This window comes from Hydrogenivirga sp. (assembly GCF_056450045.1).
The window spans coordinates 1-11,482 of record NZ_JBWONM010000164.1 but is presented as its reverse complement, the minus strand read 5'-3'; the positions used below and the strand labels follow the sequence as shown (position 1 = coordinate 11,482).

Below are 11,482 nucleotides of genomic sequence, written 5' to 3'. Positions count from 1 at the left end.
AGGCTCAAGGATGTTATTCCAACTCTTCCGTTCCTTATACAAAACATATACTTCAAAATTACATAAAGAATAACAACTTTGGAAAGAATGATATAGATAAGCTTACAAACTTGATAATAGGCTTTTGTAAAAGGAGATTTCCTATATGCAATAAGGAGGAAATCCAATGACCACACTAAAAGAATCCAAAGAACAACTCCTTAACACGCTCGTGTATGAAAAAGTAAAGGGAAAACCCATATATTACCGAGATTACGAAAAAGTTCTAAAAGGTGAGCTCCCACCGGAGGCGGTTATGGTAAGCAGTGATTTACAAGCATACATAATCGCTGTTTTGGTTGCTTTTCTTTATTCCAAGATTGACCCCACAAAATACTTAATTATGACCAACGAGCTCGGATTCTATACCTCAGAAGATAATTTTAGGTTATTAGATATTGCGATATTTGAGAAAGAGAAGTTTAAATTTAGCAAGGGATATACAAAAATTCCCCCGAAAGTTGTTATAGAGGTTGATACAAAAGCGGACTTAAGGGGTTACACATCTGTAGAAGATTACGCATTTGAGAAAACTCAAGACCTTATAAATGCAGGTACGGAAAAAGTTATCTGGATTTTTACAAAAGCAAAAAAGGTAATAGTTGCGGAAAGAGGAAAAAAGTGGATAGTTCAGGATTGGAAGGATGACTTTGAAGTATTTAAAGGAATAGAGTTAAATATTGAGAAGCTTCTTGAAAAGGAGGTGTAAAGTATGGCAATACTCGTTGATAAGGACACAAAGGTGGTGGTTCAGGGTATAACAGGAAAGGAAGGCTCCTTCCACACTACCCAGTGCAAGGCATACGGCACAAAGGTTGTGGCGGGAGTGACCCCGGGTAAGGGAGGACAGGATGTAGAGGGTATTCCAGTATTCAACACTGTCTGGGATGCTGTGAAGGAGACAGGAGCGAACTGCTCTCTCATATTCGTTCCCGCACCCTTTGCGGCGGATGCCATAGTTGAGGCTCTTGACAGCGGGATTGAACTCGTCGTGTGCATAACCGAAGGCATACCCGTGAAGGACATGATGATGGTCAAGGATTATATGAAGAAGAGCTACCCCAACGCCAAGCTCATAGGTCCCAACTGTCCGGGACTGATAACCCCCGGAGAGGCAAAGGTGGGTATAATGCCCGGGCATATATTCACGAGGGGCAAGGTAGGTATAGTTTCAAGGAGCGGAACCCTGACCTACGAGGCAGCTTACCAGCTCACAAGGCTCGGACTCGGGCAGACGACGGCTGTCGGTATAGGGGGGGACCCTGTCCACGGCTTGTCCCACAGAGACGTCATAGAGCTCTTTAACGAGGACCCTGAAACCGAAGCTATCCTGATGATAGGTGAGATAGGAGGAACCGCAGAGGAGGAGGCAGCCGAGTATATAGACGAGCACGTTGAGAAGCCCGTCTTCGCCTACATAGCGGGTATAACCGCTCCCCCCGGAAAGAGGATGGGACACGCTGGAGCGATAATAATGGGCGGAAAGGGAACAGCCAAGGCTAAGATGGAGGCACTTGAGAAGGCGGGAGCCTACGTGATAGACAACCCTGCAAAGATAGGGGAGACGGTAGCTAAGATACTCGGTGTTTTTGAGGTAGCTCAGGAGGACAAGACCTGCGATACTGATTAAGATTATCTTGATATATTAAAGTTCTTTAATATTTTTATATGTCCAAGAAACCGAAGGAGGTAAGCAGATGGGGCTTAAAGTGAGAGTTGACCAGGACACCTGCACAGCCTGCGAGCTCTGCTACGACAGGATACCCGAGGTCTTCAAGGACATCGGGGATGGGATAGCGGACGTTGTTCAGGTTGACATAGATGACGGGGACGAGAGATGGATGAACGTTCCCGAGGACCTCGCCGATGACGTTCAGGAAGTTGCGGACGAGTGTCCCAGCGGTTCCATAATAGTTGAGGAGGCATAAAGATGCCCAACAAGAAGGTTCGTATAGATTACGACACCTGCACAGCCTGTGAGCTCTGCTACGACAGGGTCCCCGAGGTCTTCAAGGACAGGGGAGATGGGATAGCGGACGTTGTGAGATACGACATAGAGGAGAGCGAAGAGGAGAGGTGGATGTACGTCCCCGAGGACCTTGAGCAGGAAGTGGAAGAGGTTGCGGACGAGTGTCCCAGCGGTTCCATAATAGTTGAAGACGCGTAGGATAATCTTTCTGGGTACAGCAGGAGGAAGGGTAACCACCTTCCGGCTCGTAAGGAGGTCCGGGGGCTTTCTCTTAGATCTTGGGGACCGAAAGGTTCATGTGGATCCCGGTCCTGGAGCCTTCGTATATCTTAAGGAAAAAGGCGTAGATTACAGGGATATAGACCTTATAGTCCTATCCCACATCCATCTTGACCACACGGCAGACCTCAACACCCTCGTGGAAGCCTGCACCGACGGAGGTAAGCACAGGAACCTAGCCCTCTTTGCACCCCGCTCCGCCGTGGAAGGGAGAGACAGGGTTCTCCTGCCCTACCTTAGAAAGAGGCTCACAAAGGTCGGTATTCTCACCGAGGGAGCGGAGCTCCTTTACAGGGGCATAAGGGTAAGAGCGGTGATGAGGCATTCCCACCACGGAGCGGAGACCTACGGGCTATCCTTTGGTGAGGACGAGGTCGTCTATCTCTCCTGTGCAAGGTACGAGGAGCGTATGCTTGAGCTGTACCCGAGGAACCCAAGGGTATTCATAATCAACACCACCTTTTACAGCAGGAGGGGTGATATAGACCACCTTTCGGTTGAGGAGGTCAAGGAGCTTATATCCGTCTGCGGGGCAGACACGACCGTAATCACCCACTTCAGCATGGAGATGCACCAGAAGGATCCCGAAAGGGTCGCCGATGAGCTCTCCCAGGAGCTCGGTCTGAGGGTAGTTGCGGCTCGGGATGGTATGGAGCTGGAGCTCTGAAGGGTATAAAATAGCCTCATGAGGGAAGTCTCCCCGAGCGCTGCCCAGATACAGTTCAGGTACGCAAAGCGTTACTTTGAAGAGTTCATATCCCGAAGGGATAGGCTCGCTCAGGAGCTTGACAGGGTAAAAACCCCGGCTCTCCTCCTTGACCTTGAGGGCGTAAAAGCACGCTACATTCAGATAAAGTACCACATGCCCGATGTAAACGTGTATTACGCTGTGAAGGCTAACGATGATCTTGAGGTTCTCAAGGCGCTCGCTCAGGTGGGCTCTGGCTTTGAGGTTGCCTCCTCAGAGGAGCTTGAGAAAGTCATCTCCCTCGGGGTGGAGCCTGAGAGGGTCATCTCAAGCAATCCGGTCAAACCGCCTGAGTTCATAGACTACGCCTACGGCGTGGGTGTAAAGAGGTTTGCGGTTGACAGCTTCACAGAGGTGGAGAAGATCGCCAGGGTAGCTCCCAGGGCAAGGGTTTACGTTCGCCTCGCGGTCCCCAACGAGGGGAGCGATTGGCCCCTCTCAAGGAAGTTCGGAGTTGATACGGAGACTGCCCTCTCCATACTGGAGTTTGCAAAGGAAAAGGGTCTCATACCCCTCGGCGTAACCTTTCACGTAGGCTCCCAGTGCAACAACCTCCAGAACTGGTTCATAGCCGTAAAGAGGTCTTCGGAGCTCTGGGAGAGAGCGAGGGCGAGGGGAATAAAGCTCCTAGTTCTCAACATGGGAGGTGGAATACCCGTCCGCTACCTTCAGGAGGCTCTCAGGATTGAGGATATAGCCTACTACGTGAGCGGACTTCTCAGGAAGTACTTCTCCTCCATTCCCCACGAGCTTCAGATAGAGCCCGGGAGGGGAATAGTTGGAGACCAGGGGATCATGGTGGTGAGCGTCATAGGGAAGGCTCAAAGGGGCGAGGAGAGGTGGCTTTACATAGACACCGGTGTTTTCAACGGGCTCGCGGAGGCTCTGGGAGGGATAAGGTACCCGATATACGTAAGGAGAGAGGGGGAATTAAAGGAGTGGGTTCTCGGAGGTGTCTCCTGCGACAGCATGGACCTTATAACCAAGAGCCTCTACCTACCCGAACCTGAAGTGGGAGACAGGCTCTTCATCCTCTCGGCGGGAGCCTACACCACCGTTTACGCCTCAAGGTTCAACGGTTTCCCACCACCTCAGGTCATATGTCTCTGATGTAAAACCTTATCCTCTCCCCTTCGTCAAGGGAAAGCTCAATCACCTTGGATATCAGCTTCAGTACGTCCCCCGACTCACCACCGAGGAAAACCTCAAAGCTCTTTTTGAGGGCTTCAACGCTTGAGGCTGTGGTGCTGAGTATCGTCAGTATCGGTATGTCAAAGAGCTTCCTTACAGAGCTGAGGGCATCCTTTATCATTATGTCGCTCAGGTATATTATCTCCGGATGGAGAAAGAGGGCTTCCTCAATTCCTTCATCAAAGCTGTCGGCATCAACACCTACCTCTCTCTGGATGACTATTGACCTGCTGTGCTTTATGAGGTAGGTTATGGGTCTCTCAAGGACGTATATGAGCCCCGACTCCCTGTTGCAGATTTCCTTCAGGAGGGAGTAGGAGAAGAGGTTGTGTATTACGTAGGACTTCCCTATTATTGCGAGTATTCCGTTCGTCCGGGCAAGGGTCTTGAACAGGCTCTCCAAATCTTCCCTGTTGGATACTATGTTCTTGAGGTCGGGTATATCGTAGGGCACCTTAACTATGCTTACCACGTAGCTCCCCCTCTGGGTAAGGTAGGAGACCCTTATCCTTCCCACATCAGGCAGACCGAAGGAGAAGAAGCCCTCTTTTCCAAGGGGACCCAGGGATGTGGGTGTGTGGGACCTCAGGGAGACTAAGGTGTCCCTTATGTCCTCGGGAGATAAGAGAACGTCCATTATCTTGTTTATCCTCCTGTCCCTTCTCTCAACGGGGGAGGCTTTTGGTGCGAGGATTATCTCCGTGAACTCCCTCCTCTCTCCAAGATAGTTCAGTATCTCCGGACCTATGTTCATCTTGTCCTTCCCACCATCTTATTTTAGTCCTTATTCAGTCAAATATATCTGAATGTGAAAATTACCATAGTGAAAAGAAGGGTTGGATATTATATTAACATCCGGGAATAGGCAAACTTCTGGGGAGGGCATCCTTTCCAGACTCACCTATTCCTAAAACTCTTGGAGGTATGGGACATGAGACACCGACGACTTTACCTATTTGGGTCGGTTCTTGCGTGTAGTCTTTTCCTCTTATCCTGTGCAGGATCAGGAGGAGGAGGAGATAGTGATAGTCAGCAGGACGACCCCTCAAAATCAAACAAGTGGGACCAGATGAAGTGGGACCAGGGCAAGTGGGGGCTTCTTGAGGGCCCGAAAACTCTAAGGGAGGTAGTGTCATGAGGAGAGTGATGAGGTTAGTTGGTCTTGTTTCCTTTGTCTTCCTCTTCACCTACGGCGTGGCTCTCTCAGGAGAGGTCACGGGGCTCGTTGAGTTTCAGCCCAACACCACCGCAAGGTCTTCGGAGGTGAACCAGAACTTCAATACCATCAAAAATGCGGTAAATGATAACAACAGCAGGATAGGGACACTTGAGGGAGAAGTTAGCAACCATAATAGCAGAATAGGAGCCCTTGAGGGTTTTAAGGGAAATCTCTCAGGATCGGGATGCGGAACGGGACAGGTTATGACCGGCGTGAGTAATGACGGCACACCCCAGTGCACCGACCTGGGCTCATCAAGTTTGAGACGCACCCACAGTGTGACCATTCACGCATCGGCGTGCGTGCCATTCCGGAGGGTTAGTGCTGTGGGGGCTACCCACCAAGTAGCCGTTGGTTATGCGGGAGCCTACCCTATTGATGATGATGGTGCTACTAATTATCAAGTTTTTATTGAGTGCCCCATCCAACTGCCCGAAGGTGCGGTCATAAAGGAGTTCCATGTCCTCGTTTATGATAATTGCGACACGGCCGGGTGTGGTGATGGCTCTGTGGACGAAAACGTACAAGTATCCCTTGAACATGGGTCTTGGGGCGGTGATCCCTCCTCAGGTCCATCAATTTCTCCATTGGCAGATTTGACAACATCCGGGAGTGGAGCAACAGGATGGACCAAATTATCGGATACCTCCCTTAACCACACGGTTCAGCCTGGTCCGGATGATTATTATTATTTCTATGTTGAATTTTCACACGAAGACGCGGGGGCCAACCTCATATTCACCTCCGCCACAATCGTTTACGAGTACTGACCCGCCTTAGCCGGCTCTTGGGCCGGCGCCTCCTTTGAGCTCTATCATAAAGTTATCGGGAAATTAATATATCCTTTAAGTGTAGGTTCGGAAAGAGGAGGAAACCGTATGGCTGTAAAGGATATAATGGACGCACTCAGGGACAAGAGTCTTGAGGACCTCGGTCTGAAGGAAAACCTCGCCCAGCTCGTTAAGGATATAAAGCTCATAGGCGGTGAGCTTGATGTGGTTCTCTACCTGCCGAAGGCAGGTCTTGAAGATATTCTCAAGGCGAAGGTGGTTGAAGCGGTATCGGATATACCCGACGTTGAGAAGGTTAGCGTCAGGTTCGCCCAGTCGCCTCCCCGTCAGGAGCCCCAGATGCCGGCTGGTCAGCCAGCCTTCACAAAGAGAAAGGTCCCGGGTGTCAAGCACCTGATAGCTGTCGGGAGCGGTAAAGGCGGGGTTGGCAAATCAACCGTCTCCGCAAACTTAGCCCTCGCCCTCGCAAGGCTCGGCTACCGTGTTGGTCTTCTTGATGCAGATATATACGGACCGAGCATACCGACCCTGTTGGGTTTGAAAGGGGAGAGGGCAACTGTGAACGAGAGGAACAAGATAGTACCCGTAGAGAAGTTCGGTATAAAGGTTCTATCCATAGGCTTCATGCTTCCCTCGGAGGACACGCCCGTCATATGGCGTGGTCCCATGCTCATGAAGGCTCTCACCCAGTTCCTCTTTGATGTTGACTGGGGTGAGCTTGACTACCTAATCCTTGACCTACCGCCGGGAACGGGAGATGTTCAGCTGACCCTCGCTCAGAACGTTGATATATCTGGGGCTATAGTCGTAACTACGCCTCAGGATGTTGCCCTTGCGGATGTCAAGAAGGCTACCTCTATGTTCAAAGAGGTTCAGATTCCGGTGCTCGGGGTCATAGAGAACATGGCTTACTTCGTCTGCCCCGAAAGCGGTAAGAGGTACTACATATTCGGTAAGGGTAAGACCGCTGAGTTCGCATCCGCCTACGGGCTCAAGATTCTCGGTTCAATACCGATAGACCCCGAGGTGGCGGAGAGATCCGACAGGGGAGAGCCCATAGTTGTTGGAAGCCCTGATTCGGAGGTAGCAAAGGCTTTCTTTGGTATAGCCAGGATAATTACGCAGGAATTAAGTTGAGGAGGTAAGAGATGTTTGCGAAGAAGGCTGGTCAGAGGGTTGTTTACTTAGACCACATAGCCACCACGCCGGTGGCTGAGGAAGTTCTTGAGGCTATGCTCCCCTACTTCAGGGAGAAGTTCGGTAACCCAACATCCCTTCACAGCTTCGGTCAGGAGGCTAAGAAGGCTGTCAACGAGGCGAGGGAAAAGATAGCCACCCTCATAAACGCCAACACACCCGAGGAGATAGTCTTTACCTCCGGGGGTATAGAGGCTAACAACCTTGCCATAAAGGGTATAGCGAGCGCCTACAAGAGGAGGGGAAACCACATAGTGACTACAGACATAGAGCACCACTCCATACTCCACCCCTGTAAGACCTTGGAGAGAGAAGGCTGGGAGGTTACGTACCTCAAGCCTGACAGGTACGGACTTATAGACCCCGAGCAGGTGAGGGAGGCTGTCAGGAAGGACACAGTCCTTGTGTCCATAGGGCACTCAAACCGTGAGATAGGGACTATCCAGAACATAAAGGAGCTCGTTCAGGCTGCCAAGGAGAAGAACCCCAAGGTTATATTCCACACCGACGCAGCACCGACCCTCGGGCACTATCCCGTTGACCTCAAGGACTGGGGCGTTGATGCCGCATCCTTCACAGCTCACCTCATGTACGGACCCAAGGGTGTGGGAGCTCTCTGGACGAGGAAGGGTGTAAAGGTCAGACCCCTCATAGAGGGCGGAACCCAGGAGAGGGGTGTGAGGGCTGGAACGGAGAACGTTCCCGGCATAGTTGGCTTCGGTGCCGCTGCGGAGCTCACCATGAAGGAGCTTGAGGACAGAATGACAAGACTTGCCAACTACAGGGACAGGCTCAGGAAGGCTTTTGAGGAGAAGCTTGAGTATATAGAGTTTACGGGACACCCAACCCAGAGGCTTCCCCACCACCTCTCCCTCATAGTTCACTTCGTTGAAGGAGAGGCGATGCTTCTGAGGTGCGACCTCATGGGTATAGAGACTGCATCGGGTTCAGCCTGCGTATCCCTTGCACTGAAGCAGTCTCACGTCCTCTTTGCCATAGGGGTTCCCAAGGAGGTCTCAAACGGCTCAATAGTCTTCAGCTTCGGAAGGGAGAATACCGAGGAGGATGTGGAGTACGCCTCTGAGGAGTTCCCCAAGATAGTCAACTGGCTGAGAAGCCTATCTCCCTTCAACCCCGAAAACTGGGACAAGTACGTTAAATCAAGGGAAGGAGCTCACTGAGAGCTCCGGCTCCCCTTTTCCCTTTTTAGATAAATACAGCAGAAGGGCTTCAGTCTGACCTCAAATCCCTTCAGAACCTCGGATAGCTCCCTCCCGCTCTTAGGATTCCTTATCCCCCTGTCAATCTCAAGCAGAGGAACGAGGACAAAGTCCCTCTCCTCAAGGTGAGGGTGGGGAATCTTGAGCTCTTCACTTTCAAGGACTTCATTCTCATACAGGAGGATGTCTATATCTATCTCCCTCGGTCCCCAGCGAAACCTCTCCCTCCTGCCAACAGCCTTTTCTATTTCCTTTAGCCTCCTCAGGAGTTCCTCGGGAGGGATATCCGTCCAGAGCTCAAGGACGCAGTTCAGAAAGGGAGGCTGTTCCTCAACTCCCCAAGGCTCGCTCTCATACACGCTTGATACACCGACCACATCCCCGAGCTCCTTGAGCCTGTCTATAGCGGAGAGTAGGTAGCTCAGCCTGTCACCTAAGTTGCTTCCAAGACCCAAGAAGACTCTTTTCCTTGACCTCATTCTCTGAAGGCTTAAATTTAATGCAACTTCACAGAAGGAGCAGGACATGACACTACCTAAGCTTAAGATAAGACACATCGTCGCTGACATACCCATAATACAGGGTGGAATGGGTGTGGGTATATCCTGGGAGAACCTCGCCGGAGCTGTCGCAAGGGAGGGTGCAATAGGCGTTGTATCCGCCGTTGGAACGGGATACAGGCACCCGGACTTGGTAAAGAGGGACAAGTTTGGAAGACCCGTGGGCTCGGAGAACACCCACAGTCCGGAGGCTCTGAAGAGGATAATTCAGGATGCAAAGGAGATAGCAGGCGGAAGGGGCGCTATAGGCGTTAACATCCTCTCGGCTATAACCGACTACGGAAGGGTTGCAAAGGACGCAGCTGAAGCAGGTGCGGACATCATAATATCGGGTGCTGGACTTCCCCTCTCACTGCCCCAGTACGTTGAGGGGTACGAGGTAGCTCTCGTCCCTATAGTCTCCTCGGCGAGGGCGCTCAACCTGATATGCAGGACCTGGAAGAGGAGGTACGGCAGGCTCCCCGATGCGGTGGTTCTGGAGGGTCCCAAGTCGGGAGGACATCAGGGCTTCAGGTACGAGGACTGTTTCAAACCCGAGTATCAGCTGGAGAACCTCCTGCCGGAGGTCTTAGAGGAGGCGAGCAGGTGGGGAGAGATCCCTGTTGTTGTGGCTGGCGGTGTATGGAGCTACGAGGACATAAAGTGGTACATGGAAAGGGGTGCTGCTGGAGTCCAGATGGCTACCCGCTTTGTTGCCACCCAGGAGTGTGACGCTCCCCTCATATACAAGGAGGTGGTCCTTAACGCCGAAGAGGAGGACATAATGCTCCTCAAGTCTCCCGTTGGCTACCCCCTGAGGGTTATAAAGACGCCCTTCATAGAGAGGCTCCTCGCAGGGGTTAACGGCTGGAAGGGGTGTGTTTCTAACTGCGTTACTCCCTGCAACAGGGGTGAAGAGGCTAAGAAGGTGGGCTTCTGCATAGCCGACAGGCTCGGAGCTGCCTGGCTCGGCAACTACGAGGAGGGTATATTCATCATAGGTGCCAACGGGCACCTCCTCAAGAGGCAGGGGATAATATCGGTGAAGGAGCTCCTTGAGATACTGACCGGGAAGAGACCGGACCCCACCTTGGAGCCTATCCAAGTATCCTGACGGAGGTTAGCATCCTCTCCTGGCTTCTGTCCCTCCTGTGGGATGGGAGCCCTTCGGTGCACACGGTGCAAAGCTCAAGAACTCCTATGCTCTTAACCCCAAGCTCTCTGAGTTCACCCATGACAGCCCTGTGGAGGTCCATGTAGAGCTTTCCCCCTCTCTCCTCAACGTAGCCGGGAAAGAGTCTTCTGAACTCTGAACCTACCTCGTAACAGCAGGACTTGGCGGCGGGTCCGAGGAAGGCAAAGAGCTTTCCAACCTCTTCAAAGACCGAAAGCCTCCCTATGGTCTTCTCAATCACGCCCGAGGCTATACCTCTCCAGCCTGCGTGTATAACACCCACCCACTCTTCGCCTATGAGAACCACCGGGACGCAGTCGGCTGTCCTCACCCCTATCTCAACGTTCCTGAGGTTTGTTATCACAGCGTCTCCTATCAAGGGCAGAGCGGGGAATTTGGTCAGGGTTATGACCCTGTTGGTGTGCTTCTGGATGGGAAGGTATAGCCTCCCGTGTTCCTTCCAGGAGGTCTTCACCTCTATGAGCTTGTTGCCCAGCCTTGAGCTGTAGTTCAGCTCTTTAACCTCTTTGCCTTCTCTGATGTCTTCTCCACGCATCTCATCACCGTTCCCTTGAAGCCCTTTCTCTCAAGGTAGGCGAGCCCCTCTATCGTTGTCCCTCCCGGAGAGGTGACCTTTGTAGTCCAGTCGTTGGGATTTCCTCCCAGGGTCCTTATGAGCTCCGCACTTCCCGCCAGGGTATCTGAGGCTATTCTGAGAGCTTCTTCGTAGGCAAAGCCCTCCTTCACACCCGCGAGGGCGAGGGCGTCTATGAACTGGAACACGAAGGCTGGACCGCTTCCCGCGAGGGCTGTGAAGCTGTCAAAGAGACTTTCGGGTATCTCGTAGAGGCTGCCGCAGCAGGAAAGGAGCTTGAGGACCTCATCAAACTCTTCCTCTTCCAGCCTTCCGTTCTGGGCAACCGCTATGGTCCCCTTCCCCACGAGGAGGTTTATGTTTGGCATAAGACGGACGACCTTCTGATCCTTTCCGAGAACCTCTTCATAGAAGCTGAGCTCAAGCCCCGCAGCGACTGTGAGGAGTATCTTTCCCTTCAGGCTCTCTTTGAGCTCTAAGAGGACGCTTCTAACATCCTTTGGCTTAACGGCGAGGAGCAC

Annotated in this window: 14 protein-coding genes; 10 read left to right on the top strand and 4 right to left on the bottom strand. The window is 52.0% G+C overall.

The features are described 5' to 3' along the window. Positions 1-166 precede the first annotated feature (166 nt). The 6 genes from AC1HCM_RS06690 (at position 167) to AC1HCM_RS06665 (ending at position 4,145) form a co-directional block, all read left to right on the top strand. A complete protein-coding gene (locus tag AC1HCM_RS06690; protein ID WP_479460992.1) occupies positions 167-748 on the top strand; it encodes a Uma2 family endonuclease in 582 nt (193 codons plus the stop codon). 3 nt (positions 749-751) lie between these two features. Continuing rightward, complete coding sequence (sucD, locus tag AC1HCM_RS06685; RefSeq protein ID WP_479460991.1) at positions 752-1,669, top strand: succinate--CoA ligase subunit alpha; 918 nt, start codon at positions 752-754, stop codon at positions 1,667-1,669. A 67-nt stretch (positions 1,670-1,736) separates the two neighbouring features. Next, positions 1,737-1,967: a ferredoxin gene (locus tag AC1HCM_RS06680; protein WP_479460990.1), complete on the top strand. Its 231-nt coding sequence runs from the start codon at positions 1,737-1,739 to the stop codon at positions 1,965-1,967. Between the two features lie 2 nt (positions 1,968-1,969). Next, positions 1,970-2,206: a ferredoxin gene (locus tag AC1HCM_RS06675; protein ID WP_479460989.1), complete on the top strand. Its 237-nt coding sequence runs from the start codon at positions 1,970-1,972 to the stop codon at positions 2,204-2,206. Beyond that, entirely contained in the window at positions 2,193-2,954 is a 762-nt protein-coding gene (locus tag AC1HCM_RS06670; RefSeq protein WP_479460988.1) for an MBL fold metallo-hydrolase, read from the top strand. Before AC1HCM_RS06675 ends, AC1HCM_RS06670 begins: the two co-directional genes overlap by 14 nt. A gap of 18 nt (positions 2,955-2,972) precedes the next feature. Next, positions 2,973-4,145 (top strand): type III PLP-dependent enzyme, encoded by a 1,173-nt coding sequence (locus tag AC1HCM_RS06665; protein WP_479460987.1) that lies wholly within the window; start codon positions 2,973-2,975, stop codon positions 4,143-4,145. Here the strand turns inward: AC1HCM_RS06665 and AC1HCM_RS06660 are convergent. Next, the gene (locus AC1HCM_RS06660) at positions 4,132-4,980 is read right to left on the bottom strand and encodes a twitching motility protein (protein ID WP_479460986.1); all 849 of its coding nucleotides are present in this window, start codon (positions 4,978-4,980) and stop codon (positions 4,132-4,134) included. The genes AC1HCM_RS06665 and AC1HCM_RS06660 overlap by 14 nt on opposite strands. Before the next feature lie 380 nt (positions 4,981-5,360). On the opposite strand from AC1HCM_RS06660, the gene AC1HCM_RS06655 reads away from it, so the two are divergent. The 3 genes from AC1HCM_RS06655 (at position 5,361) to AC1HCM_RS06645 (ending at position 8,614) form a co-directional block, all read left to right on the top strand. Further along, positions 5,361-6,215, top strand: coding sequence for a hypothetical protein (locus AC1HCM_RS06655; RefSeq protein ID WP_479460985.1), 855 nt, complete (start codon positions 5,361-5,363; stop codon positions 6,213-6,215). Positions 6,216-6,323: 108 nt separating this feature from the next. Continuing rightward, entirely contained in the window at positions 6,324-7,373 is a 1,050-nt protein-coding gene (locus AC1HCM_RS06650) for an Mrp/NBP35 family ATP-binding protein (protein WP_479460984.1), read from the top strand. An 11-nt stretch (positions 7,374-7,384) separates the two neighbouring features. Then, a complete protein-coding gene (locus tag AC1HCM_RS06645) occupies positions 7,385-8,614 on the top strand; it encodes a cysteine desulfurase family protein (RefSeq protein WP_479460983.1) in 1,230 nt (409 codons plus the stop codon). Here AC1HCM_RS06645 and folK read toward each other — a convergent pair. Further along, a complete protein-coding gene (folK, locus tag AC1HCM_RS06640) occupies positions 8,608-9,132 on the bottom strand; it encodes a 2-amino-4-hydroxy-6-hydroxymethyldihydropteridine diphosphokinase (RefSeq protein WP_479460982.1) in 525 nt (174 codons plus the stop codon). The genes AC1HCM_RS06645 and folK overlap by 7 nt on opposite strands. 46 nt (positions 9,133-9,178) lie before the next feature. Between folK and AC1HCM_RS06635 the strand changes: the two genes are divergently transcribed. Then, complete coding sequence (locus tag AC1HCM_RS06635; RefSeq protein WP_479460981.1) at positions 9,179-10,306, top strand: NAD(P)H-dependent flavin oxidoreductase; 1,128 nt, start codon at positions 9,179-9,181, stop codon at positions 10,304-10,306. On the opposite strand, the gene pgeF is transcribed toward AC1HCM_RS06635, so the two are convergent. Continuing rightward, positions 10,290-10,922: a peptidoglycan editing factor PgeF gene (gene pgeF / locus AC1HCM_RS06630; protein WP_479460980.1), complete on the bottom strand. Its 633-nt coding sequence runs from the start codon at positions 10,920-10,922 to the stop codon at positions 10,290-10,292. The genes AC1HCM_RS06635 and pgeF overlap by 17 nt on opposite strands. Next, a partial coding sequence (gene proC, locus AC1HCM_RS06625) for a pyrroline-5-carboxylate reductase (RefSeq protein ID WP_479460979.1) occupies positions 10,877-11,482 on the bottom strand: 606 nt, incomplete at its 5' end. The genes proC and pgeF, both read right to left, overlap by 46 nt.

What these genes read in the sequence shown, in the direction of transcription:
- AC1HCM_RS06690 (WP_479460992.1), top strand. Translation starts at nt 167, where the DNA reads ATGACCACACTAAAAGAATCCAAAGAACAACTCCTTAACACGCTCGTG.
- sucD (WP_479460991.1), top strand. Translation starts at nt 752, where the DNA reads ATGGCAATACTCGTTGATAAGGACACAAAGGTGGTGGTTCAGGGTATA.
- AC1HCM_RS06680 (WP_479460990.1), top strand. Translation starts at nt 1,737, where the DNA reads ATGGGGCTTAAAGTGAGAGTTGACCAGGACACCTGCACAGCCTGCGAG.
- AC1HCM_RS06675 (WP_479460989.1), top strand. Translation starts at nt 1,970, where the DNA reads ATGCCCAACAAGAAGGTTCGTATAGATTACGACACCTGCACAGCCTGT.
- AC1HCM_RS06665 (WP_479460987.1), top strand. Translation starts at nt 2,973, where the DNA reads ATGAGGGAAGTCTCCCCGAGCGCTGCCCAGATACAGTTCAGGTACGCA.
- AC1HCM_RS06660 (WP_479460986.1), bottom strand. Translation starts at nt 4,980, where the DNA reads ATGAACATAGGTCCGGAGATACTGAACTATCTTGGAGAGAGGAGGGAG.
- AC1HCM_RS06655 (WP_479460985.1), top strand. Translation starts at nt 5,361, where the DNA reads ATGAGGAGAGTGATGAGGTTAGTTGGTCTTGTTTCCTTTGTCTTCCTC.
- AC1HCM_RS06650 (WP_479460984.1), top strand. Translation starts at nt 6,324, where the DNA reads ATGGCTGTAAAGGATATAATGGACGCACTCAGGGACAAGAGTCTTGAG.
- AC1HCM_RS06645 (WP_479460983.1), top strand. Translation starts at nt 7,385, where the DNA reads ATGTTTGCGAAGAAGGCTGGTCAGAGGGTTGTTTACTTAGACCACATA.
- folK (WP_479460982.1), bottom strand. Translation starts at nt 9,132, where the DNA reads ATGAGGTCAAGGAAAAGAGTCTTCTTGGGTCTTGGAAGCAACTTAGGT.
- AC1HCM_RS06635 (WP_479460981.1), top strand. Translation starts at nt 9,179, where the DNA reads ATGACACTACCTAAGCTTAAGATAAGACACATCGTCGCTGACATACCC.
- pgeF (WP_479460980.1), bottom strand. Translation starts at nt 10,922, where the DNA reads ATGCGTGGAGAAGACATCAGAGAAGGCAAAGAGGTTAAAGAGCTGAAC.